Consider the following 23,911-nt stretch of genomic DNA (forward strand, 5'->3'; position numbering starts at 1 on the left):
CAGGTGATCCCAGGAGTCCGGACGATCGTGGTCCTGCACGCGAACGGGAGCGGCGACTTCGTCCTCGCGTTGCCGGCGCTCGAGGCGTTACCAGCGACGTATCCCGATCCCGAGATCGTGCTTCTGGGCAAGCCGTGCCATGCCGAGTCCCTGCGCGGCCGACCGGGCCCGGTCGATCGGGTCGTGGTCATGCCGCCATGCCCCGTGGTGACCGTGCCTCCGGACGCCCCCGACGACCCTGCCGAGCTCAGCCGGTTCGTCACGGCCCTTCAGACGGGGCGATTCGACCTGGCCATCCAGCGCCGCGGGGGCGGGCGAGACTCGAACCCGCTGAGTCACCGGCCCGGTGCCCGGCAGACCATTAGCCTGCGCGCATCGGACGCCTCGTCGATTGATTGCTGGATCCCATACGTTTACAACCAGTCGGAGATCTATCGCTATCTGGAGGTGGTCGCTTTGGCGGGTGCTCTTCCGGTCACGCTCGAGCCGCACGTGGTGGTCCTAGGCCGTGACCTAGCCGAGTCACTCGCGGTGCTCCCCAAGAGCGATGATCCGCTCGTTCCCCTCCACCCGGGCCCGGACGCTCCTGATCGCCGCTGGGCGCCGGAGACGTTCGCAGCCACTGGGGACGCGCTGGCCGATGCCGGTGCTCGCGTGGTGGTGATCGGCACCGAGCTGGAACGACCGCTGGTTGAGCGGGTCCTGAGCACGATGGGACCGACAGCCGAAGACCTTGGCGGCAAGCTCTCGCTCGGCGGGCTAGTCGGGTTGCTGCCATGCTGCGATCTGGTCGTGCCCAATGACTCGGGTTCGGCCCACCTGGCCGCGGCCGTTGGAACACCGACGGCCTGCATCTTCTGGTGCCTGACCATGATGACCGCTGGGATCCCTGGCCGGAGACGACACCGGCCGGTCATCTCGTGGCAGGTAACCTGCACATCGTGCGGCACCGATGTAGCCGAGGGTGGTGTCCCTGCGGGCGCTCGTTCGTGGCCAGCGTCCCGGTGGAGGATGTGGTTGAACCGGCGTTCGAGCTCTTGCGGAGCGCACGAGACAGTGGATGAAAAAGATGGGCTGCCTGTGGGGGCAGGCAGCCCACGGGGTCACAGGGGTAGCGGGGGAGGGTTGCGGAGGACGCGCTGGCTGATTACGCCAGCCGCTGTGACAGCGCCGAGCGAAGCAAGTCGACGTCTTCGCGCGCCCGCTGTTGAATATGATCGAGCAGCGTGAGCACGTCCTGGTCGCCTGCGTCCTCGGCGTCGATCTTGTATTCCTCGATAGCCGCGATCTCCTCGAGCTGGTTATAGAGCAGCGCGAGCAGGTCGTAGGCGACGTTGGAGACGCCGCTAATCAGCTCCGAGCGTCGCTTCGCCTGTTCTTGTGCCATGCGATGTCCTTTCCGAACCATAGCCGGATACTCGAGGGTCGGCGATGAGCTGATTATACTAGACATAAATCACGTGTCAAGTACCTCATTTCCCGGCGCTCTTCCTGCTGATGCGAGGGCGATCCCCGGTGAAGATGAGCGAGCTCAGTTGCAGGGATACGTTGGCCCGCTCGAGCGCAGCAGGAAGGTCCATTACGGCCAGCTCGGCTCACCCAATGGCGTGACGATCACCTCCTGTACCACGGAGCTAGCGGGTTGTGTCACGGCGAAGAGAATCACGCGAGCCACGTCGGCGGGGTCCTGAAGGTTTTGCTCGTCCGGTAGAGGGACTCCCTGATCCAGGAATCGGTCGAAGAATCTAGTCCGCATTCCTCCGGGGATGATCGTCGTCACGCGGACGTTGTATGGTCTCCCCTCGACACTGAGGCTGCGGCTAAAGCCGAGCAGCCCCCACTTGGAGGCATGATACGCGCTCGCGTTCGCCCAAGCGCGAGTTGCCGCAGTGGAGGCGATGTTGACGATATGGCCACCACCCTGGCGCTTCATCACCGGCAGAGCCGCCTTGGCGACCAGAAACGGGCCACGCAGGTTGACAGCGATCACCCGATCCCATTGCTCGACCGTCATCTGCTCTATGGGGAGGGTGTAGTCGATCCCCGCATTGTTGACGACTGCGTCCAGCCGGCCATAGTGCTGGACGATCATCTCGACGTTCTCCGCCACTGCGCGCGCGTCGCTGACGTCGCAGGGAAGTGCGATGCTCTCGGTGCCGGATGCCCGGAGTGTCTGGCTGACGCGTTTAGCGGAGTCTCCATCGAGGTCCAGGCACGCAACCGCCCAACCTTCCTGCGCGAAAACGTGGACTGTCGCCGCACCGAGACCGCTCCCGGCTCCGGTGATCAGGACGACCTTGTCTCGGCGACTCCTCGGGCTCATTGCGTGTCCTCCTGCTCTGGCCATCGATGAGACGCGCGCCAAGGCAGAGCCCCGGCAGTGCCAACAGGATTGGCTGACAGAAGCCGTAAGGGCTCGACTGCCCCTTCTGGGTGGACGTTGAACTCTTCGATGAGCTCTCTGAACAGTTCTGAGGCGTTCCGTTTCCGTTGCGGAACCGTCGTGGGCATTCCCAAATGATAGGTGCCGCTGGGCAGGATGCCGCAGCCGCCGTATTTGCGGATCAGCAGGAACTGTGCCACGACCTCCTCGCCGGCATGCTCAGGCGGCAATCGCTCCCACCAGGAAAAGCCGCCGACGCTCAGCAGCTTCGCCCGGTCATACAGGACGTTGGCCCCGCCGACCCAGGCCACCTTGTAACGTACGACTTGCCCACCCCGGCAGTAGAGGCGTTCCAGATGGAAGGGATTACCGGCGTTGTTCACTTTGTGACGATCCCAGGGAAGCAGATCGGGCGTGAACGGCTCCGGGCGGACCGGCCCTTCCCACAGTTCGAAGTGGCGTAGTTCATGAGGCCGGTAATCGTCAAGAAACCACAGGCCGATGGCTGGACAGCCCACGAACCCGCATCCTTCCGACCGGATGACGTCGAACATGCGCTCCATGACCGGCGGTTCGAGCAAGACGTCATCGTCGAGGAAGTGGACATAGGGAGCTCGACTCTGGTCCAGCAAGAACTGGCGGTGCTCGGCGAGGCCCCGGCGGGGTAGGTGCTGCAGGAGCGTCACTCGGTGACCGCGCAGTCGAAGCGCCTGCACCAGGGTCTGGATCTCGATATCGCCGAGGTAGTCCTGCTCCGGTTCGGTCTGGCTCGAGACGGTCACGTCGAAGTCGGTGAACGTCTGTCCGAGGAGGCTCGTCAGCACCACCGCCAGCCCGACTTTTCGACGGAAGGTGGGGATAAGGACGTCAACCAATGCCATGGGCAACCCTCCGGTGCAGACCATGTACCTTGGATAGTCGACGTGGGCGCTCGTCCACCCCTGGCGTGAGCGCCGGTGTCCCAGCCTCTGCCAGTACCTGCTCGTACACCAGGGCTGTTTGACGCGCAGCTCGTTCCCATGTGAACTCGCGCTCCACGCGCAGGCGAGCAGCGTCTCCCATTCGCGCGCGGAGGTTGGGTTCCACGAGCAGTTGCCCGAGGCGCCAGGCCAGAGCTTCAGGGTCGCGCGGAGGTACCAGAAATCCGGTTACTCCTGGCTGCACAGTGAACGCGATCCCGCCGACAGCGGAGCCGATGACGGGCCGACCGCATGCCATGGCTTCGAGCGGGGTCAGACCGAACGGCTCGTACCAGGGAGTGGTGACGGCTACATCCCCAGCCCCGTAATACCAGGCAAGCTCGGATCGAGGTCGCCGCCCGGTGAAGATCACGCGGTCGATGATGCCGAGCTCGGCAGCCAGGCGCTGTAGCGCGCCGAGCTCCGGGGTGGCTTGCGGGTCGGGTTCGGGCGTCTCGCCGCCGACCACCAGCATGCGTGCGGGCTGCCCGAGCCGTCGCACCAGCAGCGCGACGGCCCGCAGGACATTCCGCACATCCTTCCGGGGTAGGATCCTGCCGACGTAGACGACCACCGGCTCCGACGGGTCGAGGCCGAGCCTAAGCCTTGCCTGGGCCTGATCGACCGGGTGGAATAACTCGGTGTCGACGCCGGCGGGCAGCATGGTGATCTGCTTGCAGCTCGCGCCGTAGCCGTGTATAAGCTCTTGCCGCTCAGCCGGACACTGCGCGATGAGCCGGTCTGCCTGCTGGACGATGGCGTGCTCTACCGCGAGGCGAGCAGGTGGGCTGGTGTCGGCTTCGCCCTGATGGCGACGCTTGGTCTGGCCCAGGGCGTGAAAGGTCTGCACCACCGGGATACCGAGTCGCCGTTTGAGCTCGAGCGCGACCCAGCCGGACATCCAGAAGTGGGCGTGGATCAGGTCGTACCAGGCGTGCTTCTCGGCCAGGAAGCGCAAGAAGGCATCGCGGAGCTCCGGCATCCAGCACCAGAGCTGATCTTTGGCAACAGGACACGGCGGTCCGGCGTCTAGATGCACGATGCGCACACCTGGAGCCCAATCGAGGATTACCGGCTGATCCGGTGAAGTCCGGCGGGTGAAGATGTCCACCGCGTAACCGAGACGGCTGAGTTGGCGGCTGAGGTCGTCCACGTAGACGTTCTGGCCCCCAGCGTCCTCGCCCCCGAGCGAAGCGGCCGGGCTCGCGTGTTCGCTGATGAACGCGATCCTTCTTACGTACTCGTGCATGCTCTCGTCCTTTCAGGCCGGCACCGAGCTGCGCCCGGTGACCAACGCAACGGCTCGATTCCAGTCGCGGATGAAGCGGTCGAGGTTGAAGCGCTCGCGAGCGGTCGCCCGGGCGCTCTCGCCCAGGCGCTTGGCCTCGGCTGGATGCTCGAGCAAGAAGCGCATCCGGTCGACCAACGTGCTCAGGTCACAGCTCACGAACCCGTTGCGCCCGTCCTCGATCACTGTCGGCAACTCGGTCGTAGCCAGCGCTACCACCGGCATTCCGATCGTCATCGCCTCAATGACCGCGAGTGGCAGGCTCGTGTAGCGCATCGGGCTGAAGAGGAAGCGGTACCGGGCCACCAGCGCGTGCAGTTCGCGATAGGGGATGTCACCCAAGCCGCGGAATTCCTCGGTGCCCATGCCGATAGCGTCGAGTGGCACGGAGGAGCGCGCTTCCAGAAACAGGTCGTAGCCGGCGATGCGGGAGCGCCGCTGCATCCAGTTCGCGACCGTTACCCCCCGATGCAGCTCGCCTGAATAGCGGACAGCGGGGTCGATCGCCACAGCATGCTCGATGACGAGCGTCGAGCAGGGCCCGTTGTCCCACATCAGCCGGTTGTAGTGCGTCACGTGCACCAGCAGGACGTCGGGGTCATCGACCGGGTGGCGCGTGTGGACGGCATCCGGCTTCGGGGTGTTGTGCTCGAGGTAGATCTTCGGCAGGCGGCGCTGTCGCGGGCTCAGAATCTCGAACTGGTCCTCGAAGTAGTTTTTCGGTGTCTGGAAGATGATGAGATCGAGATCCAGCTCTTTCACCTGTTCCGCCGGGACCTCATGGACGTCGTCCGGCCAGTCGAACGTCGAACCGCGGCCGCCGTACCCCTCAGGCCGGTCGGGTTTTACTGGCAGGTACCATTCGTGCTCGGCCCTGACGAGGGCGTTGAGGTAACTCCCGTGCACATGCCAGGTAAGAATCCTCAGGCGATGCATCTTCTCTCTCCCATCTCCAGGAGTTGACCGGCCAGCTCGATCACGTGCTCGGCTTGAACGGATCGCAGGCAGCGGTGGTCGATCGGGCACACCCAGTGCGGGCAGGGGCTGCAAGGAACGGGTTCCCGGATAATCCGGTGTCGCTCCCGGTCGAGCGGCGCCCAACGCCGGTAATCAGCCGGGCCGAAGATCGTGATACTCGGGGTATCGGTAGCGACAGCGAGATGGGCTGGTCCGGTGTCGTTGCTGATGAACAGGTCGAGCCTCTCGATCACGGCCGCGAGCCCACCGAGCGAGGTCTTCCCGGCTGCCACCAGCGGTGGAGCCGTCATCATGCGGGCGACGGACTCGACGAGTGGCAGCTCGCTCCGCGAGCCGGTCAGCACGATCAATGCGCCGAAGCGGCGAGCGAGCGTGTCCCCCACGGCGGCAAACCGCTCCGCGGGCCAGCGCCGGGCTGGGGCCCGCGCTCCAGCGTGGAGTCCTATGCAAGGTCGTCCTGGCTGCTGAAATGGCTCGAGCAGTTGCGCTGCTTCGGCTCGATCGCTCTCGTGCAGCGGGAATTCGAGGGCCGTTCCGCAGTCCGGACAGCCTAGCGAGCGGGCAAGAGCCAGGTTGCGGGCGACTTCCGGCTGGTCTGAAGGGTAGGGGAACGCCAGGTCTAGTCCGTCGGGCGGGTCACCGACGTAGTAGCCGGCCGTATAACGGCCTCCCAGTGCGATGGCGCAGGGGTTGCTGGTCTGGCCGCTACCATGCATCTGGATCACCAGGTCGTAGCGGTACGCCCGCTGGTCGGCTAGGAACTGCGCGCTACGCTCCGCATCGAAGTCCACCTCCGGGATGCCTGGGTAACCAGCGAATTCGACGAAGCGGTCCAGGTAATGGGAGAAGCGACGCACGAAGTCGGATGCCCACGGTAGCCCGATCAAGGTGATCTCGGCCTCAGGAAAGCCAGCTCGGATCGAGCGCAATGCCGGCACCGCGAGGAGCAGATCTCCGAGGTGGAGGGCGCGGAGAATTCCGATCCGGCTGGCTGGCCGGGCGCGGACGCTCTGCACCGGCACAGTCACGCTCCCTATCGCTCCACGGCACTCTCTGAACAGGCCACGAGGCTCAGGGCCGCTTCGACGACCTCGCCCGGTGAGTAGTCCAGGCAGGGCTGGCCGAACGGGCAGTCGAAGCGGTAGCAGGGCGAGCAGGGCGTGGGCCGGCGTAGAAGCCGGTACCTCGTGAATCGCGGTTGCCACTGCTCCTCATAGTCGGTTCCAGCGTAGAGCCCCAGGATCGGTGTTCCGACCGCATCGGCCAGGTGCAGCGGCAAGGTATTGCCGCAGATGACCAGCGCTGCCCGCTCGATGAGCGCGGCGAACTCCGCCAGGCTGGTGCGACCGGCTAGGGCACCGACACCGGGTACGCCCGTGCCGGCAACGAACTCGACCAGCGCAGCTTCTCGCTGGCTTCCGGTCACCAGTACCTGCCAGCCCGCCCGGCTGAGCAGTCTGCAGACCTCCCGCATTCGCGACGCTGGGAAGCGGCGAGCCTGGCAGCTCGCCCCTGGATGGAGCAGGACGACGGGACGCGCCGAATCCAAGCCAGCAAGCGCGAGCAGCATGGTCGTAGCGCGTCTCGCGTCGGTGGAGATCTTGATGGCCAAGCGGCGGTCACAGGTGGTAAAGCCGAGTCGCTCGACCAGCCGCAGGTTTCGCTCGACCTGATGTAGCTCGTCTGGCCCGCTCCGCAGCTCTACGGTCAGCGTGCTTCCGCCGAACTCCTTCGACTCACCGGCTCGCAGTGGTATGCCCGCCAGGTAGCACGCGTAGCCCGCAACGTGCGGTGTCTGGCTGAAGGAGGTGAAGATCAACGCTGCATCGAAGGTGCGACGGGACAGCTCGTCGACGAGTCCGCGCTCGCGATGAGGGTCGAACGGCATCCTGCCGCCGACGTCTTGCCAGACAGCCCGCCAGACGATGACGTCATCGATCCAGGGCAGGAGCGGCGCTGCGGTCGCGCCGGCCGGACTCGCCAGGAGCGTCAAACGGGCCTGGGGCACCGTCTCTTTGACGGCTCGCAGAGCTGGCCCGAGCAGCACGACGTCGCCGATGTTGTCGAGCCGCACCGCCAGAATATTCCGAGCGGCAAGCCAGTCACTCAATTTCTGGCCCCCTCCGTACGAGCCAGGTGTAACCGGCAGTCGTCGCGCTGCCTGCGGGATGCAATGACCTCCAGCAGCAGCTCGCTCGCCTGATCGACGACCTGAACCGGCGACACGAGACGGAGACACTCGTGCCCATAGGGGCAGACGCGGCTGTAGCAGATGCGGCAAGGTACATCGTGGTAGAGCAAGCGGTGCGGGACGCGCCATGGCCCCCACTGTTCGGGCGGGTTCGTCAGGGCGAACAGCGCTACTACTGGAGTCTTGACCGCCGCGGCGACGTGCATCGGGCCGGTGTTGTTGGTGATCAGCAGGTCTGCGGCCTCCACTAACGCGCACAGCTCAGGGAAGGTGAGCTCGCCAGCAAATGAGTGAGTCGCTCCGCGGGCACTCGGTGAGAGTCGCTCGAGGATGCGGCCAGCGAGCCGGCGCTCGTCCGTAGAGCCTGTGAGCAGGACCTGGGCTCCGAGGCGCGCTGTCAGGATTTCCACCACCTCAGCGTAGAGCTCCCACGGGTAGGTGCGAGCCGGCATGCTGCACCCGGGGTGCATGACGACCAGCGGGCGCCCGTCCCTCAGCCCGCGCTCGGCCAGCAGGGCCGAGATAACGCTCCTGGCTTCGTCCGGCACCTGGAGGACGAGGTCGAGGTCGCTCGCCTGGATGCCGATGCTCCCGACGAGATCGAGCGCGCGCTCGACCTCGTGCATTAGCCGGTCGGGGGGCCTGTGACGGGTGGTCAGCAGCGAGCCTGGCCCGTCGATGGAGGCGGCGACGCGCAGCGGGATATCGGCGAGGTAACAGAGGTACGCGGCCGGGAGCGGACTCTGTCGGAACGAAGTAAAGATGATCGCTCCATCGAACCGGCACTCCCGTAGCGTCGCGATCATCCGTAGCTCCCGCGCGCTGTCGTGTGGCAGCCGGCACCACGGATCGACCCACGGTGCTTCATACACGAGCACCTCGTCGACGTCGGGGTTGAGTTGGCCGACCTGAGCACCGACCGGGCTGGTCAACAGCGTCAGCCTTGCCGCTGGCAGGGATCGGCGCACGGCACGGATCGCTGGGGTCATCAGCAGCACGTCACCCAGATTGTCCAGGCGCACGAGCAGGACTCGTCGTGCCTCGCGCCAGCGCTGGTCGATCACGCCTGCTCGCCTCTCTGCTCGATCCTGCCGTTGCCTATCGCTGGAGCCGTAGCGTGGTGGATGCGTTCCTTGCTGCTTGCCGACCCGCCAAGGGGCAAATAGACCAGTTCGCAACCGACCTCTCTGACCGCTGAGCTCTCCGGCAAGCCGGAGCTCGCGTGCTCCGCCCCCTTAACGTAGACATCTGGATGGATCGACTCGATCAGTGCAGCCGGAGTGTCCTCGTCGAACAGCACAGCATGGTCAACAGGGTCCAGCGCGGCCACCAGCGCGAGCCGATCGCGCTCGTGGTTGAGCAAGCCGCCCTGGCCTGCAAGCCGGCGCGCGCTCCTATCGCTGTTGATCCCAACGACGAGAACATCGCCGAGCGCTCTCGCCCGGCGAAGGAAGTCGACGTGGCCGGCGTGAAGGTTGTCGAAGACCCCGCAGGTGAGGACGATTCTGCGCCCGGCAAGGCGGTCCGTATACAGCCGGGACACCAGTGTTGGTAGGTCGAGAACACCGTGCCCAGGTCGGTGGTGGTTGCTGCTCAGGCTGACCCGCCGGAGCAGTTCCTGGTACTCGACGACCACCGTGCCGCGTCGGCGGACTGCAAGCCCGGCTGCCTCCACGGCGATGCGGGTCGCTGTCAGGCAGTCTCCGCCGGCCGCCAGCGCCAAAGCGAGAGCCGCCGCGAACGCATCGCCGGCCCCGATACTGCTCGCAGGGGCCACCTGATAGGCCGGGACGTGATGGGTACTGCCCTCCCGGCTCAGCAGCAACACCCCGTCCCCGGCCAGAGTAATGGCGACGTGCTCGGTCTCCAGCCGCCGTAACAGGCAGCGGCCGATCTCTTCGAGCGCCTCAGGCTGATGCGAGCCGTTCGCGACTGCCGGCGCATCGACAGCAGAGCACGCCTCTAGATGATTCGGCGTGACGACAGTTGCGGGCACTCTGTGGAACCGCAGAAGCTGTTTCGAATCCACTACGAGCGGCAAGACGCGCGAGTGTCGCAGGCTCGCGAGCCGGTCGATCAGCTCCTCGTCTATGACCCCATACGCGTAGTCGGATACCACTAGGACGTCTGCCGTTGAGAGCTGCTGCTCGAGATGCTCCACGAGTCGCTGTCGAGCGGCGACTGAACAGCAGCGGGCGTCTCCCTCATCGATACGGACGAGGAACTGGCCATCGGCAAGGACACGCATCTTGTGGAGCGTTTCGACCGCGGCGTCCTCGACGAGATACGCGTCCGCGATGTCACGCTGTTGAAGCGCCTCGCGCAGCCGCCAGCCTGCGTGGTCATGGCCGATGAGGCCAATCAGCGTGACCTCGGCGCCGAGGGCCCGCAAATTGGCGGCTGTATTCGCGGCTCCTCCGGGGACATGCTCCTCTGTCGACCTGCGGACGATCGGGACCGGGGCCTCGCGGCACAGGCGCTCCGCGGTACCGGCAAGGTAGGTGTCAAGCATGACATCGCCGAGCACGAGCGCGCGCAGCCCGTGGAACCTCTGGACGAGCTCGATACTCGCCGTCATCGAGCCTCCTCTCCTCGATGCCCGAGCTGGTTGAGACCGTATGACCTACTCCTCTCAGGAGGACACGCGGTCTCGCGATGGGTGGGCGCGAGCGGCCACCGACCGAGTGGTGGCTTGCTCGCAGGCGGTGAAGACTGTCTCTCCTGCTCAGGCGCGCTGCACCACCGTGGCGGCCAGTAGCAATCGTGGATGGGTGGGCCGCAACCTTCGATCGCTCGAATGAGCTGCAAGCCTGCGAGGGTGCTGGTGACGACGAAGTCCGGGAGTCGCACTGGACTACCAGGGGCCGGCTCGCTGCTGAGGTCGACCAGCACTGTGCGGCAACCAGCTCGTTTGCCGGCCTCGATGTCGTCGAGGATGTCACCGACCATCCAGGAACGAGAGAGATCGAGCCCGAGGTCGGCCGCAGCGGCGAGCAGCATGCCCGGCTCTGGCTTGCGGCACGCGCACTGGCACCTGAACTCCGGAACCGTTCCCTGAGGGTGGTGCGGGCAAAAGTAGATGCCGTCCAGATGCACATCGAACTTGGACAGCTCACGAGCCAGGTGGTGATGCATCTGCGCCAGCGCTTGCACGGTGAAGTAGCCGTGCGCAACGCCAGACTGGTTGGTCACCACCACCAGCCGGAAGCCCTGCTGCTGGAGCGCATGCAGTTCAGGGCCGATGCCCTCGTAGAGGGTCAGTTCCTCCGGAGTCGAGGGATACGCTCGCGGCCAGACGAGCGTGCCGTCCCGGTCCAGGAAGATTGCCCTACTCGCCACCGCGACTGGCCTCCAACTCGGACTCGACCAGCTCGCACAGGATGTGCGTCACGATGGTGTGGAGCTCCTGGATGAGTGTGGTGTCGCTCGCCGGAAGCCGCGCGGTCAAATCTGCCAATCGCTCGAGGCGGCTGCGGCGCTGACCGGTGAAGGCGATGACCGCGGCGCCGCGATTCCGACCAGCCTCGGCGGCGGCCAGCACGTTCCTGGACTCACCGCTGGTGCTGAAGAGCATCAACAGGTCCCCAGGTCCCGCCAGCGCGGTGACCTGGCGAGCGAAGACATGATCGTAGCCGTAGTCGTTCGAGACAGCCGTGAGGACTGCGGTATCGGTCGTGAGTGCCAGGACGGGGTAGGGTGCTCGCTCGCGCTTGAATCGCCCTACGAGTTCGGCGGCGAAATGCTGCGCTTCAGCGGCGCTGCCGCCGTTGCCAGCGATGAGCACCCTGTTGCCGCGCCGAAGCGTGTCGACAAGCCAGGCGGCGATCAGCGCCAGTACTCCTGGGCGCTCAGCAAGCTGAGCAAGTGCACGATCGAGCAGAGCACGCCTGGATTCGATCGCCTGTGCTACCGTCGCCGCATACGTACAACTGCCATTTTTCGAAGGAGTTGGAGAACCTGCGAACGAGTTCCGTTTCATCCGCATCCGCTGTCCTTTCAGGGTCGACGCGGGTTCAGCCGTCCCGCCGACGCGTCATTTCTGTATTATGTAAAACTACCCATGTCGAGGCGTGAAGTCATTAGGCAGATGCCTACCGCGTTGGCGGTCGCAGCTCGGTGACTTTGCGCGCTTGCACAGTCAGGTGGCATCCGTGTGGAGCTGCCGAACGAGTAGGGCCAGACGAATCTGAACCGCGTCGTCGAAGCGGCGCGGGTCCAGGCCGATGAGATTCGCGATCCGATCGAGGCGATAGGCCAGCGTATTGCGGTGAACTGTCAGACGACTCGCTACTCGTGAGGGGTGGCAATCTTCCTCGAAGTAGGTCGTGAGGGTCTCCAACAATTCCGGCGCGTGATCGAGGGGGCTGAGTAGCCGCAGGGCAAGGTCGACCTTGGTTCGCTCGTCCGGCACGCCGACGAAGGCGGCGATGCCCATTTCATCGAGCGAGTGGACACGGTTCGGCCCGAAGAGTCGCCGGCCGAGGTACAGCGCTGTCCTCGCGTCCTGGTATGAACGAGCCAGCCCGCGAATGCCCGGGTGGTACCGGCCGACGCCGATGCTGATCCCGGCATGTGTCTCGCGGTGCAACTTGTCCAGCAGAGCGCGTGTTGCCCGCTTCAGCGCCGTGAGGTCAGCCCAGGAGGGGCTGGTAGTACCGGCCGCCGGATCATCGGTCCAGTTGGAGAGGTCTTGAGAGCTGGTGGCCTTGAGCACGGCAATTTCGCCGTCGCCGATATATCCACAGATCGTGTCATCGGGCAAGTGGAAGAACTCGACGATGCTGCCGATGACGAGCTGTGCGTTCCGCCGCATCTGCGCTTCGGCCGCCTCAGGGGTCCTGGTGCGGGGAGCGAAGACGAAGTCCGAGGCGTCCACCAGGATGACCGCGCGAGGTCGCGTGAAATTCATGCCCAGAATGTGGCCGACGCGCAGTACCTCGTCCTCGTCGACGATCATGCCATTCAGGAGGTCGTGGATGAACTTGTTCTTGAGTTCACGCTGTACAGGCAGCTCGTCGATGAGGGAGACATGGTCGATCATCAACTCGACGAGCGAGCGGACGAGGAGGGGGGAGTTCATCCCCCGGGTTCGAGGGCGGCTAATGACGATCTCGCCGTCGAGCGAGGCGCAACGAACGGGGACTCTCAGCCAGCCATTGCCGGGAGAGAGAAAACCATCGTCAGACGTTCTGCTCGTGGTGCCGTGATAGACGACAACGAGATGACCTTGTTGATCGAGGACGGCAATGCTCGCCTGCAACAGCTCCGAGAGTCGCCGGGCAACCGTCCCGGCGACTCGGTGGAAGCGTGTGGCTGATGGACTGCCCTCGCTCACTCGTCCCTCCACCCCGTCAAAGTTGACAGAAGTTTGCACGGTGCGGAGAACCCGAGCAAGGGGAGCGAGGGCCGCTATGCTTGCGGCACGTTTTTGACGTAACGTACTGCAGGACTGGCTGGCGATTCAGCAGTTGAGGAGGGAAGCAAGATGGAACCGCTCAGGCGAGTTGGGGACCTCGAAATCGAGGAGGATCTCGAGTTCCAGCGCGCGATGTGGCGCGTGCAGAAGATCGGCTGGGTCGTTATCGGCATCATCGTGGTCGCGGCGCTCCTCGGGCTGTTCGGCAACGGGCCGCTGAGCCGCGCCGTTGCTGGCCAAGCTGGTCTCCGGTTCCGGGTGGAATACGAGCGCTTCGCGCGCTACAAGGCGCCGATGAGTATGACTATTCGCATCGAACCGGGAGTGGCCCAGCAGGGACGTGTTCGGGTTTGGGTTGCGCGGGAGTATCTAGAGGCCATCGCTATCCAGCAGATCGTGCCGGAACCCGTCGAGGTGCTCAGCCAGGAGGATGGCACGACGTACGTGATTCAGGTGGCAGACCCCTCAAAGCCCGCCAGCGTGACCTTCGATGCTCAGCCGGATCAGTTCGGGCTTCAGACGATCCGCATACAGGTTCAGGACGGGCAGCCGCTGCGCTTCCGCCAGCTCATCTATCCCTGAAGGGATTCCACCCGTGACTGCCCAGGGAAGACACACACGATTGAGAAAGGAGACGAGTCAGTGGACGCGATCCTGCGGGGCGCCGCTGTCTACATCTTTTTGTTGCTGATCCTGCGACTGGGAGGGAAGCGATCGCTGGCCCAGATTACGGCCTTCGACTTCGTCCTGCTGCTGATCATCTCCGAAGCGACCCAGCAAGCCCTTCTTGCGGACGACTACTCGGTCACCAATGGCTTCCTCGTGATCGTCACACTCGTCGGTATCGACATCGGTCTCTCGATCTGGAAGCAGCGCTCTCCCAGAACGGAGAAGTGGATCGACGATGCGCCGGTAGTGTTGATCGAGAACGGCAGGCTCCTCTGGGAGAGGATGGAGCGCGAGCGTGTGGACCTGGACGACATCCTGGCCGCCGCACGCGAGCTGCACGGGCTGGAGCGTCTGGAACAGATCAAGTACGCGGTGCTCGAACGGAGCGGCGGGATCTCGATCGTCCCGAAGCAGTAGCGGCCCGCTGCCTGGGAGGCAATCCCGATCTGTGCCGTTACGACCCGTCCAGTTCGGTCGGCGCGTTGAAGCTTCGATGACGGAAGGCCTCGCCGAGCAGCACGCCGATGTCCTCGACCGCGAGGAGTTCGCGAAACGGCACGCGACGCTTGCCATCGGCATCGGCGATTTCCTTTGTCCCCTCCACCTGGATGGCGTCGTCGAGTTCCGTGATAGTGACGGAGGCAGCGTGTAGCAGGTCTAGGCGTCGCCCGAGCGCTCGCAGAAAGTCTTCATATCCTGTGGGAAGGAGCGGAGTACCGAGCCGCATCCGGCGACGCTGACCTCGGGAGGCTATGGCTTGAGCAACGAGTCGCGGAAAGTCGCGATCAGGGAACACCAGGGTTCTCGGATCGCCAGATGCGCGTGACAGCGCGCGCACCACGAACCCACCAGGCACTTCCACTAGATGTAGGGATGCCAGGCGATGCAGGTCCATCTGCCGCCCGATGACGCGGAGCCGGTTCTGATAGGTCGGTTGAAGGAGTTGCGACGGTATTTCCGGGCCTGGGACCGGCAACGCGATTAGCTCCGCGCTGTGCCCCTCGGCGACTCTGTTCAGGAGCTGGGTGGTGTGCCGGGCAACGGTTTCGACGAGCTCGCGGTCATCCGGCACGGCGGCAGCCAGACCGGCGTGTTCGGGCTGGAGTTCCCCAACCATAACGATCGGCATGTCAGGACAGCGTAGCCGGATTCGCATGAGGGCCTCGATCCGGCCACGGTCGAGCACGCACAAATCGCAAGAGTTCGCCTCGAGCCACTCGATCGCCGCGTCGTCGTTGAGACGCACGAGCCTGCACCAGTGTAAGGCTTCGGACAGGTGCTGGGTTAGCTCGTCGTCCTCGGAAACGAGCAGGATCGTGGGAGGGGCTGAATGGCTTTCCTCTCTCATTGTTCGTTCGACTCTCGCGTGTTGCCCGATTCCCATGTGCTCGTCGCTCCAGCTCGGCCGCCTGAGTGTCGTCACCGGTTCCACTGGGAAGCCGGTTCAATTCTAGAGAGAGTGGTCTTGATGGCGCATGGCACGAAGGTCCTGACTTTGCACAGCAGCCGAGCTCGGCGGTAGACTCTCGCTACCGGCGTCTTCCGCAACTCCAGCCAACCCGGTGGAAGGGAAGCGCGGTGACCGAACCAACGTGTACTTATCGCGAGTTCCTGTCGTCCGTCATCTCGCCGATGGCGCTCTCGCTGCTCGAGCGCCTGACGCCGGTCATCGCCGAGATCTACCAGTTCGATACCTTGCTCGATGCTGAACTCCCACTCGAGCAGCGCGCGGCGCTCGCCGAGCGGTTCACTGACCGCCTGCGGCGCATCGTGGCGCTGCTGCCACCGCACGTGAGCCCCATGCCCAACGAGATCTTTACGGCAGTGGAGTTTTTGCTCTACGAGGTGCGCGGCGAGCCGATCCGAATCGGCTTGGCGATCGCGCGACTCGAAGAGCTGGCCGAGGAATTCCGGGCCGATCCTCTCTTGCACAGCTTGATCACTGGCCGGGCGAACTGAGCGAATCGTCTAGTCCTCCGGATAGCGCAGCGTCACCGTCCGGTGCGGTTGCCCGAGTTCAGCGTTGGGAAAGACCTCGCGCGCGAGCGGCAGCCACTTCTCGGGGTCTTGCAGCGCCGGGCTAAAGTGCGTCAACCAGAGGTTGCGGACACCGGCATCCGCTGCCAGCTTCGCCGCCTCGTGGAACACCATGTGGCCACGCTCGACCGCTCGCGGTAGCTCCGCCGGGTCACCGTACATCCCTTCGCAGACGAGCAGGTCGGCATCGCGGACAAACTCTGGCAGTTCGGGTGTCGGGCGCGTATCGGTAACGAAGGCGACTTTCACTCCCCGTCGCGGCGGCCCGAGCACAGCCTCGGGGTCGACCACGCGTCCACCGACCTCTACCGGCTCACCGCGCTGTAGCCGGCTCCAGAGTTCGACAGGGACACCGAGATCCTGTGCCCGCCTGGCCTCGAAGCGCGGGGCTCGCGGGCGCACGAAGGTGTAGGCGAGGCACGGTATGCGATGCTCTACTGGCAGCGCGCGCATCACCAGCCCGCCGGGCAGCCGGTGCTCCGATTTACCCTCGATCTCGATCACCTCCACGGCAAACGGCAGGGCCGGGACGACGACGCGTAACCCGTTCACCGCTGCTCTGGTGCCTGGCGGCCCGAAGATCGTAACCGGCTCTGTGCGATCGGCGAAGGCGAGGGAGAACAGGACGCCGGGCAGACCGGCCACGTGGTCTGCATGGAGATGAGTGAGGGCGATCGTGTCGAGATCGCGGAATCCCCAGTTCGTGTAGCGCCAGCTAATCTGAGTGCCCTCACCACAGTCGCAGAGAACGACGTGCCCCTCGCAGCGCAGGAGCAGGGCCGAGAGCCAGCGTTCCGGGAGCGGCATCATCCCACCCGTTCCCAGCAGGCAGACATCGATCATCGGTGATCCCCGCACTTCCGAGCAGGCCAGCTAGGAGTGCCGGCCGTTGAACTGGACTACTCCACCCGTGGTGACGGCGCGGCTGGCGCGACGGTGCCCGTCCGGGCGAAGGCGGCGGCACGGGCCTGTCCCTGCCCGATCAGTTCAGGCGGGATAGGCCGCGCACCACCGATCGCCTCTGCCAGGAGGGCCATCTGGGCGGCTTCCTCCACCGCGATGACCACGCGTAGAGCATGGCCTAGATCGCGACCGAAGGCCAGCAACCCGTGGTTGGCCAGCAGCACGGCCCAGGCGCCCTTCCCTGACTCAGCCAGGATGTTGCTCACCGCGGCCTCCGATCCCCGTGGCGCGTAGGCAGCGACCGGAACGGGGGTGGTCACGCCCATGCGGAGCGCTGCTTCGTAGCACGGCTCGATCGGACGGCCGGCCAAGGCGAAAGCGGTGGCATGTGGCGAGTGCGTGTGGATGATCGCTCCGACATCGGAGCGCTGGCGATAGACCGCGGTGTGCATCTCAACGATCTCGTGGGTCGCCGGGTCGAGGAAGCCCTCGATGAGCTGGCCGTCTAGGTCGAGCAGCGCCAGGTCGCGGAGCGTGACGCGGTCGAGCGAGCTGCGCGCCGTGAGCAGGATCTGGCCGGTGGCCGGCACTCTGGCGGAGATATTGCCGTGAAGGGATGTTGAGAGGATGCCCCGCTGGACAAGCTCACGGGCAGTCCTGACGAGTTGCTGTGCAGTCAGGCGCGCCGGGCCTGGTTCGAACCGTGTCCCTCGGCTCATCGTGGTACCCCCGTTCTGCAGCGAGTGGCGTCCGGTGTCCACGCTGATGCTACCACCTGGCGACGGGGGGCTCGTACGGTGGTAGGATGCTGAGTGGCTGGCCGAAGAGTGGTTCACGCTGGAGTGGAGGCGATGCGGTCGATAGGCGCGGAGCGAACGGGGCGCCCGACGACTCGGGCTACGGAGGGGATGGTCGCGACGCCGCACTACCTGGCGAGCGTTGCCGGACTGCGGGTGCTGCAGGAGGGCGGAAACGCTGTAGACGCTGCAGTCGCGGCGAACGCGGTGCTGAACGTGGTGTATCCGAACCAGTGCTCGCTGGGTGGTGACGCGTTCTTCCTCATCTGGGAGCCGAGCGAAGAGCGGCTGCTGGCGCTGAACGGAAGCGGCAGGGCCCCGGCTCAGGCCAGTCCGGAAGCGGTGCGTGCTGCCGGCTACACGACGATGCCGCAGCGTGGTGCGTGGGCCGTCACCGTTCCAGGGACTGTGGACGCCTGGGCAGCGGCGCTTGCGCGCTGCGGCAGCCGGCCGCTAGCGGAGCTCCTGAGGCCAGCCATCGAGTATGCCGAACGAGGCTTCGCGGTCACCCCGCTGCTCAGCGAGGCTATTGCGGACACCGCCGAACTCTTGCGGGCACAGGCGGCGGCGTATCGCCAGTTCTTGCCCCAGGGGCGCCCGCTCCGGCCGGGCGAGCGACTGGTGCAGCCAGACTTGGCGCGCTCGCTCCGCCTCTTGGCCGAGCATGGCCCGGACGCGTTCTACCGCGGCCCGATCGGCGAGGCCATCGTGGCGACTGTACAGTCGGCAGGGGGTGTACTGACTCTCGACGATCTGGCAGAGCACCGATCGACATGGGTGGAGCCGATCTCGACGACCTACCGCGGTCTGGAACTGGTGGAGCTTCCGCCGAACACCCATGGCGTGACCGCCCTCGAGATGGCGAACATCATCGAAGGCTATGAGGTCGCTGAGCTGGGCTGGGGCAGCGCCGAGTTGCTGCACCGCATGGTCGAAGCGAAGAAACTTGCCTTCTCCGATCGGGATCGATACGTCGGTGACCCTGACTTTGTCCAGGTCCCGCTCGATCGCTTGCTCGACAAGCGCTATGCCGAGGAGCTGCGCCGGCGGATCGATCCTGAGCGAGCCCTCTCCGTGCCGTCCGTGACCTGGGACAACGACACCGTCTACCTTTGTGTGGTCGACCGTGAAGGCCGAGCCGTCTCGCTGATCCAGAGCATCTTCCAGTCGTTCGGTAGTGGCCTGGTGGCCGAGGGAACCGGCATCGTGCTCCACAACCGCGGCGCCTGCTTCACCCTCGACCCGGCATCGCCCAACTGCCTGGCGCCGGGGAAGCGACCGCTGCACACGTTGATCCCGGCGATGTTGCTGCGCGACGGCCTGCCCTGGGTGGTCTTCGGAAGCATGGGCGGGCATGGCCAGCCGCAGATCCAACTACAGCTCCTGGCGAACCTCGTCGACTTCGAACTGGAGCCGCAAGCTGCGATCGAAGCGCCACGCTGGCTTAGCCGGTTGGAGCCAGGAGACGAAGTAGAAACGCTCTACCTGGAGCCTGGTTTCGACGCCTCGGCAGGCGAGGAGCTGGAGCGGCGGGGTCACAACGTCCGCTGGGTCCAGGGCTGGGACTCGCTCATGGGGCACGCGCAGATGATCAGGATCGACCGCGGACATGGCGTGCTCGAGGGAGCGGCCGATCCACGTGCGGAGGGATACGCGCTCGGCTGGTAGCCCGGTTGGGGCTGCTCAGCCCTCGATCCAGGGTAGATGGCCGTTGTCGTGCGGGCAGACGTGTCCCTCGGGGCCGATGACCGCGCCGCAGCGCGGGCAGCGCGGCCGGCCGGCGGCTACGACGGCTGCGATCTGCCGCGCGAGCGCTTTCGCTGCTGGTAGAGTGGCGCGGCCGGCGAACACCGGATCCTCGTCGTCTTCCTGTTCGATATCGTGCGCGAAGATAGCGATCTGCCGGCGCTCCTCGTCGTAACCGATCGCCATCTTGCTCACCAGGTACTCCGGGGCCGAAGGTGGAACCGGGCGCTCCAAGCGGGCCGGCTGCTCGGGTACGCGGCTGCGGATGAGGCCAGCGGAGCGGAGCTGCTCGATCAGTTGCTCGATCGCCAGCCCCAGCGCCTGGAGCTGCTCTTTCTCCATCCACAGGGAGATGACGTCACCTCCGGCGCCAGCGATCAACCTGAACCGGCGCTGCCCGGGTTGCCCGATAGCTTCAGCTTCCAGGACCGTCAACTGGTCGTACTCGTGGCGGTGCGCTGGCATGCCTCCGTGCCTTCGCGGCGCGAGGGTTCCTCCCACGTCCAACAATACTACAGCGTTCGCCGCGGGACGGCACGGTGCGCATGGCCTATTAGCCCGAGCGCGACCCTCGGGCCTCGATGGATCGGCGAGGCGCTAGCAACATCAAATGTGCGCAGGTGCCCTGGCGACTTGTGGGGCGGGCTCGGTGATCGGGTTCCGACGGGGGGAGGAGGGTCAACCATCGTTGCCGAAGTGGGCACCTGCGCGCTGTCGTGTGCGGTTCTGCAGCTTCTAGCAGGTTTGCTGCCATTCGACTAGTTCCCGAGCGCTGCCCGGGAGCTCCGCGCAATCTCCACCAGCCCTATGCAGGGCAACGAGTGACGGCTTTGATCACCAATACAGCGATCCAGCTCGTCTCGCGCAATCTCTCGAAACCTGGACGATGCACCTTCGAAACAGCCACCTCGGAGAGCGCGTTCGGTGCTGGTGGTCGTCGAGAGATTGCACATGAACTCTGCCCCAGAGTATACTGGAACCGGTTCCAAACAGCAAGGTGGCGTCGTGCACTCTTGCTGCTCGAGACGACCCGGAGTGACAGCGCGATGGCGCGAAAGCAGGAGGAGGCTGTGCAGCAAGAGCCGGCCACCCGTTGGCCCGTCTCAACAGCCAAACGAGCGACGATCCGAGACGTCGCCCGCGAGGCTGGCGTCGGTATCGGTACCGTCTCGCGCGTCCTGAGCGGCCACGCCCCGGTAGCCCCGGCGACCCGGGCACGCGTTGAGGCGGCGATGCGCAAGCTCGGCTATCGCCCCAGCCGCGCGGCGCAGGCACTCCCTCGCCGGCGCACGAACGCGATCGCCGTTGTCGTGCCGCTCTTCACGCGCTATTTCTATGTTGAGGTGCTGCGCGGGATCGAGCAGGCGCTGGCCGCGAGCGCGTACGCGCTCGTAATCTATTCCATCGAGCGGGCCGCGGATCGCGATCGCGCGTTCGAGGATCTAGTGGAGTCGCGGCGTGCCGATGGGGCACTGGTGGTCTCCCTCACTCCGGATTCGTCCCAGGTCGAGTCGCTCCAGTCGCTCAACCTGCCGGCCGTCCTCATCGACAGCGCTCACCCAGCTCTACCCAGCGTGCTCGTCGACCACGAGCGGGCCGCTGCTGACGCGACACGTCATCTCATCCGGCTCGGACATCGTCACATCGCGCTTATCGACCACCAGGAAGATCCCGTTCGCCTGGAGTCGACTTCTGGACGAGCTCCCGGTTACCGGCAGGCCTTGTCGGAAGCGGGGATACCGTGGCGCGCTGACTACGAGGTGATCGCGGATTTCACGCCCGAGGGAGGACAGACGGGGCTGCGCTCGCTCCTGGCGCTTCCCGAGCCTCCAACGGCGGTCTTCGTCGGGAGCGACACCCAGGCGCTCGGGGTATTGGAAGCAGCGCGGGAAGCCGGTCTGCGTATACCCGGCGACCTGGCAGTCGTCGGCTACAACGATGTCGAGGTCGCGCGCTACGTGGGCCTGACGACGATGCGCGTGCCGATGCGCGAGATGGGACGCCGCGGGGCGGAGCTGCTGCTGAACGCGCTGGAACAAGGCCAGTACGACCCAGCTCATATCTGTTTCCAGGCAGAGCTGGTTGTCCGCCGCACTTGCGGACCCGTCTCGAGGCGAAACGACAGCTCAGCTCGGCAAGATGGGTTACAATGACAGCGACACTACTTCTACGCCCTGAGATCACAGCGTCTGGGCTGCCGATGCGTGGGTTCGGACAACATCGCACAGCAGCATTCCTGGAGTGTATGCCCAAAAGGGGGCTACTCCGGGAAGCTTCCTTGCGGCGGTCCCTTCCGAACGCTGGGGTTGGTGCGACGCCGGATTCAGGGATACCTGAGGGGAACGGTCCCTACAGTCTGTTCTCTCGAAGTGGGTCTGCGCAGCGATCGGTGTAGAAGGGAGGGCATCGATGGCGAATGGTGATAACGTCGCCCGGACCGGAGCGATCGAGGCGTTGCTGGTCGAGCAGCGGCGATTTCCACCTCCACCCGAGTTCCGCGAGCAGGCGAGAGTGAAAGATCGGACTCCCTGGGAGGAGGCGGAACGAGATTTTCAGGCGTTCTGGGCAAAACATGCCGAGGCGGAGCTGCACTGGTTCCGCAAGTGGGATCAGGTGCTGGAGTGGAATGCCCCCTGGGCCAAGTGGTTCATCGGTGGGCAACTCAACGTCTGCTACAACTGCGTCGACCGACATGCCCAGAGCTGGCGACGAACCAAGGCTGCCATCGTTTGGGAAGGCGAGCCCGGGGACTCGCGCGTCCTGACGTACCAGGACCTGCACCGGGAGGTGCAGAGATTCGCCAATGTGCTGAAGAGCCTGGGCGTGCAGCGCGGTGATCGGGTCTCCATCTACATGGGTATGGTGCCCGAATTGCCGATCGCCATGCTGGCCTGTGCGCGAATCGGCGCGCCGCATAGCGTGGTCTTCGGTGGATTCAGCTCGGACGCGCTGCGCGACCGGATCCAGGATGCCGGCGCGAAGCTGTTGATCACGCAGGACGGCGCCTGGCGGCGCGGCAGTATCGTCCCGCTGAAGCAGCTTGCGGACCGCGCCCTCGCGGAATGTCCCACGGTCGAGAAAGTCGTCGTCCTGCGCCGCATCGGCGCCACCGCAGGGGCGCAGATGGTCGAGGGGAGAGACTTCTGGTGGGACGAGCTGATGGCCGACGCTGCTCCGACGTGCCCGGCCGAGGCGCTGGACAGCGAGCACCCGCTCTACATCCTGTACACCTCCGGGACGACCGGTAAGCCTAAGGGAATTCTCCATACTACCGGCGGCTACCTCCTCGGCGTTCACCTGACGAGCAAGTGGGTGTTCGACCTCAAGGACGAGGACTACTACTGGTGCACCGCCGACATCGGCTGGGTCACCGGCCACAGCTACATCGTCTACGGCCCGCTCTCCAACGGTGCGACCTCGGTCATGTACGAGGGAGCGCCGGACTGGCCGGAAAAGGATCGCTACTGGCAGATCGTCGAGAAGTACCGCATCAACGTGCTCTACACCTCGCCGACGTTTATCCGCACGGCGATGAAGTGGGGCACGGAGTGGCCGGCCAAGCACGATCTCTCTAGCCTGCGGCTGCTCGGCACTGTGGGCGAGCCCATCAACCCCGAAGCGTGGATGTGGTACCACGAGCACATCGGGCATGGGCGCTGCCCCATCGTCGACACCTGGTGGCAGACCGAGACCGGCATGATCATGATTACGCCGCTGCCAGGCGTGGTCACGACGAAGCCGGGCTCGGCCACCATTCCGTTCCCCGGCGTGCAGGCAGAGGTCGTGGACGAAGAGGGGAATCCCTGCCCGCCGAACGCTGGCGGCTTCCTGGTCCTGACCCGGCCCTGGCCGGCAATGCTCCGGACGTTCTGGGGAGACCCTGACCGGTACGTGCAGACCTACTGGTCGCGCTTCCCGGGCCGCTACTTCACCGGCGATGGCGCGCGCAAGGACGAGGACGGTTACTTCTGGATCACCGGGCGGGTCGACGACGTGGTCAACGTTGCCGGGCACCGGCTCTCGAACATCGAGATCGAGAGCACGCTGGTGGCGCACCCGGCCGTGGCGGAGGCTGCGGTCATCGGGCGGAGCGACCCGGTCAAGGGGCAGGCCATCTCGGCGTTCGTCGTGCTCAAGGCCGGCTTCAGGCCGAGCGAGCAGCTACGGGATGAGCTGCGGGAGTGGGTGGCCGACAAGATCAGCCCGATCGCGCGGCCGTCCGATATCTTCTTCACCGCCGACCTGCCCAAGACGCGCTCGGCGAAGATTATGCGACGGCTGCTGCGCGATATCGCTGAGGGCCGGGTGCTCGGCGACACCACGACGCTGACCGATCCGGCGGTCCTAGAAGAGATCAAGCGGCAGTACGAGGAGACTGAGCAAACCGGCTGAGTATCGCGACTGGCCGCACCGCCCCGGGCACCGTGCCTGGCTGGGCAGGGCTACCGGTAGCCCGCAGCGCCTAGCACGATGCCCGGGGTTTTGTGCGGGTCGTCGCGGTTTAGTCCCTGTGCTCGCCAGTGAGCCGGGTGCCGATTACCCGC

23 protein-coding genes are annotated in these 23,911 nt (G+C 65.4%); 7 read left to right on the top strand and 16 right to left on the bottom strand.

The window, feature by feature from the left end:
* Positions 1-27: 27 nt before the first annotated feature.
* A complete protein-coding gene (locus NET02_RS02875; protein ID WP_284055859.1) occupies positions 28-1,230 on the top strand; it encodes a glycosyltransferase family 9 protein in 1,203 nt (400 codons plus the stop codon).
* Here NET02_RS02875 and NET02_RS02880 read toward each other — a convergent pair.
* The 12 genes from NET02_RS02880 to NET02_RS02935 form a co-directional block, all read right to left on the bottom strand.
* The gene (locus NET02_RS02880) at positions 1,148-1,387 is read right to left on the bottom strand and encodes a hypothetical protein (RefSeq protein ID WP_284055860.1); all 240 of its coding nucleotides are present in this window, start codon (positions 1,385-1,387) and stop codon (positions 1,148-1,150) included. The two genes, NET02_RS02875 and NET02_RS02880, sit on opposite strands and share 83 nt — an antisense overlap.
* A 192-nt stretch (positions 1,388-1,579) precedes the next feature.
* Positions 1,580-2,323: an SDR family oxidoreductase gene (locus tag NET02_RS02885; RefSeq protein WP_284055861.1), complete on the bottom strand. Its 744-nt coding sequence runs from the start codon at positions 2,321-2,323 to the stop codon at positions 1,580-1,582.
* Entirely contained in the window at positions 2,320-3,264 is a 945-nt protein-coding gene (locus tag NET02_RS02890; RefSeq protein WP_284055862.1) for a glycosyltransferase family 2 protein, read from the bottom strand. Before NET02_RS02890 ends, NET02_RS02885 begins: the two co-directional genes overlap by 4 nt.
* On the bottom strand, positions 3,251-4,591 hold the full coding sequence (locus tag NET02_RS02895; RefSeq protein ID WP_284055863.1) for a glycosyltransferase family 4 protein: 1,341 nt from the start codon (positions 4,589-4,591) through the stop codon (positions 3,251-3,253). The genes NET02_RS02890 and NET02_RS02895 overlap by 14 nt, the downstream gene beginning before the upstream one ends.
* 12 nt (positions 4,592-4,603) lie before the next feature.
* Complete coding sequence (locus NET02_RS02900) at positions 4,604-5,566, bottom strand: glycosyltransferase (RefSeq protein ID WP_284055864.1); 963 nt, start codon at positions 5,564-5,566, stop codon at positions 4,604-4,606.
* Complete coding sequence (locus NET02_RS02905; protein WP_284055865.1) at positions 5,554-6,630, bottom strand: glycosyltransferase family 9 protein; 1,077 nt, start codon at positions 6,628-6,630, stop codon at positions 5,554-5,556. Before NET02_RS02905 ends, NET02_RS02900 begins: the two co-directional genes overlap by 13 nt.
* An 11-nt stretch (positions 6,631-6,641) precedes the next feature.
* On the bottom strand, positions 6,642-7,718 hold the full coding sequence (locus tag NET02_RS02910) for a glycosyltransferase family 9 protein (protein ID WP_284055866.1): 1,077 nt from the start codon (positions 7,716-7,718) through the stop codon (positions 6,642-6,644).
* Positions 7,715-8,863 carry a glycosyltransferase family 9 protein gene (locus NET02_RS02915; protein WP_284055867.1) on the bottom strand — a complete coding sequence of 383 codons (1,149 nt, stop codon included), beginning with the start codon at positions 8,861-8,863 and terminating at the stop codon, positions 7,715-7,717. Before NET02_RS02915 ends, NET02_RS02910 begins: the two co-directional genes overlap by 4 nt.
* On the bottom strand, positions 8,860-10,377 hold the full coding sequence (locus NET02_RS02920) for a PfkB family carbohydrate kinase (protein ID WP_284055868.1): 1,518 nt from the start codon (positions 10,375-10,377) through the stop codon (positions 8,860-8,862). The genes NET02_RS02915 and NET02_RS02920 overlap by 4 nt, the downstream gene beginning before the upstream one ends.
* Entirely contained in the window at positions 10,374-11,138 is a 765-nt protein-coding gene (locus tag NET02_RS02925; RefSeq protein WP_284055869.1) for a D-glycero-alpha-D-manno-heptose-1,7-bisphosphate 7-phosphatase, read from the bottom strand. The genes NET02_RS02920 and NET02_RS02925 overlap by 4 nt, the downstream gene beginning before the upstream one ends.
* Complete coding sequence (locus tag NET02_RS02930) at positions 11,128-11,784, bottom strand: D-sedoheptulose-7-phosphate isomerase (RefSeq protein ID WP_347710987.1); 657 nt, start codon at positions 11,782-11,784, stop codon at positions 11,128-11,130. The genes NET02_RS02925 and NET02_RS02930 overlap by 11 nt, the downstream gene beginning before the upstream one ends.
* A gap of 153 nt (positions 11,785-11,937) precedes the next feature.
* Entirely contained in the window at positions 11,938-13,134 is a 1,197-nt protein-coding gene (locus NET02_RS02935; RefSeq protein WP_284055870.1) for a PucR family transcriptional regulator, read from the bottom strand.
* Between the two features lie 150 nt (positions 13,135-13,284).
* On the opposite strand from NET02_RS02935, the gene NET02_RS02940 reads away from it, so the two are divergent.
* Together NET02_RS02940 and NET02_RS02945 are read left to right on the top strand one after the other, a co-directional pair.
* Positions 13,285-13,797, top strand: coding sequence for a hypothetical protein (locus NET02_RS02940; RefSeq protein WP_284055871.1), 513 nt, complete (start codon positions 13,285-13,287; stop codon positions 13,795-13,797).
* Between the two features lie 60 nt (positions 13,798-13,857).
* Positions 13,858-14,301, top strand: coding sequence for a DUF421 domain-containing protein (locus NET02_RS02945; protein WP_284055872.1), 444 nt, complete (start codon positions 13,858-13,860; stop codon positions 14,299-14,301).
* Positions 14,302-14,338: 37 nt separating this feature from the next.
* On the opposite strand, the gene NET02_RS02950 is transcribed toward NET02_RS02945, so the two are convergent.
* Positions 14,339-15,130, bottom strand: a complete 792-nt coding sequence (locus NET02_RS02950) for a response regulator (protein ID WP_284055873.1) — start codon at positions 15,128-15,130, stop codon at positions 14,339-14,341.
* Positions 15,131-15,462: 332 nt separating this feature from the next.
* On the opposite strand from NET02_RS02950, the gene NET02_RS02955 reads away from it, so the two are divergent.
* Positions 15,463-15,843 carry a hypothetical protein gene (locus tag NET02_RS02955; protein WP_284055874.1) on the top strand — a complete coding sequence of 127 codons (381 nt, stop codon included), beginning with the start codon at positions 15,463-15,465 and terminating at the stop codon, positions 15,841-15,843.
* 9 nt (positions 15,844-15,852) lie between these two features.
* On the opposite strand, the gene NET02_RS02960 is transcribed toward NET02_RS02955, so the two are convergent.
* Both NET02_RS02960 and NET02_RS02965 read right to left on the bottom strand, forming a co-directional pair.
* A complete protein-coding gene (locus tag NET02_RS02960; protein WP_284055875.1) occupies positions 15,853-16,764 on the bottom strand; it encodes a ribonuclease Z in 912 nt (303 codons plus the stop codon).
* 56 nt (positions 16,765-16,820) lie between these two features.
* Positions 16,821-17,543 carry a class II aldolase/adducin family protein gene (locus NET02_RS02965; protein WP_284055876.1) on the bottom strand — a complete coding sequence of 241 codons (723 nt, stop codon included), beginning with the start codon at positions 17,541-17,543 and terminating at the stop codon, positions 16,821-16,823.
* A gap of 132 nt (positions 17,544-17,675) precedes the next feature.
* Between NET02_RS02965 and ggt the strand changes: the two genes are divergently transcribed.
* The gene (gene ggt, locus NET02_RS02970) at positions 17,676-19,289 is read left to right on the top strand and encodes a gamma-glutamyltransferase (RefSeq protein ID WP_284055877.1); all 1,614 of its coding nucleotides are present in this window, start codon (positions 17,676-17,678) and stop codon (positions 19,287-19,289) included.
* 15 nt (positions 19,290-19,304) lie between these two features.
* Here the strand turns inward: ggt and NET02_RS02975 are convergent, their stop codons facing one another.
* Complete coding sequence (locus tag NET02_RS02975) at positions 19,305-19,832, bottom strand: DUF3090 domain-containing protein (RefSeq protein WP_284055878.1); 528 nt, start codon at positions 19,830-19,832, stop codon at positions 19,305-19,307.
* Positions 19,833-20,413: 581 nt separating this feature from the next.
* Between NET02_RS02975 and NET02_RS02980 the strand changes: the two genes are divergently transcribed.
* Both NET02_RS02980 and acs read left to right on the top strand, forming a co-directional pair.
* Positions 20,414-21,520 carry a LacI family DNA-binding transcriptional regulator gene (locus NET02_RS02980; RefSeq protein ID WP_284055879.1) on the top strand — a complete coding sequence of 369 codons (1,107 nt, stop codon included), beginning with the start codon at positions 20,414-20,416 and terminating at the stop codon, positions 21,518-21,520.
* A 256-nt stretch (positions 21,521-21,776) separates the two neighbouring features.
* Entirely contained in the window at positions 21,777-23,759 is a 1,983-nt protein-coding gene (gene acs / locus NET02_RS02985; protein ID WP_284055880.1) for an acetate--CoA ligase, read from the top strand.
* Positions 23,760-23,911 lie beyond the last annotated feature (152 nt).

It is taken from the genome of Thermalbibacter longus, assembly GCF_023806485.1.
GTDB lineage: Bacteria > Chloroflexota > Chloroflexia > Thermomicrobiales > Thermomicrobiaceae > Thermalbibacter > Thermalbibacter longus.

Coding starts and splice junctions, on each gene's coding strand:
- ggt (WP_284055877.1), top strand. CDS start 17,676: ATGCGGTCGATAGGCGCGGAGCGAACGGGGCGCCCGACGACTCGGGCT.
- NET02_RS02880 (WP_284055860.1), bottom strand. CDS start 1,387: ATGGCACAAGAACAGGCGAAGCGACGCTCGGAGCTGATTAGCGGCGTC.
- NET02_RS02920 (WP_284055868.1), bottom strand. CDS start 10,377: ATGACGGCGAGTATCGAGCTCGTCCAGAGGTTCCACGGGCTGCGCGCG.
- NET02_RS02940 (WP_284055871.1), top strand. CDS start 13,285: ATGGAACCGCTCAGGCGAGTTGGGGACCTCGAAATCGAGGAGGATCTC.
- NET02_RS02980 (WP_284055879.1), top strand. CDS start 20,414: ATGGCGCGAAAGCAGGAGGAGGCTGTGCAGCAAGAGCCGGCCACCCGT.
- NET02_RS02895 (WP_284055863.1), bottom strand. CDS start 4,591: ATGCACGAGTACGTAAGAAGGATCGCGTTCATCAGCGAACACGCGAGC.
- NET02_RS02960 (WP_284055875.1), bottom strand. CDS start 16,764: ATGATCGATGTCTGCCTGCTGGGAACGGGTGGGATGATGCCGCTCCCG.
- NET02_RS02975 (WP_284055878.1), bottom strand. CDS start 19,832: ATGCCAGCGCACCGCCACGAGTACGACCAGTTGACGGTCCTGGAAGCT.
- NET02_RS02965 (WP_284055876.1), bottom strand. CDS start 17,543: ATGAGCCGAGGGACACGGTTCGAACCAGGCCCGGCGCGCCTGACTGCA.
- NET02_RS02900 (WP_284055864.1), bottom strand. CDS start 5,566: ATGCATCGCCTGAGGATTCTTACCTGGCATGTGCACGGGAGTTACCTC.
- acs (WP_284055880.1), top strand. CDS start 21,777: ATGGCGAATGGTGATAACGTCGCCCGGACCGGAGCGATCGAGGCGTTG.
- NET02_RS02930 (WP_347710987.1), bottom strand. CDS start 11,784: ATGCGGATGAAACGGAACTCGTTCGCAGGTTCTCCAACTCCTTCGAAA.
- NET02_RS02890 (WP_284055862.1), bottom strand. CDS start 3,264: ATGGCATTGGTTGACGTCCTTATCCCCACCTTCCGTCGAAAAGTCGGG.
- NET02_RS02885 (WP_284055861.1), bottom strand. CDS start 2,323: ATGAGCCCGAGGAGTCGCCGAGACAAGGTCGTCCTGATCACCGGAGCC.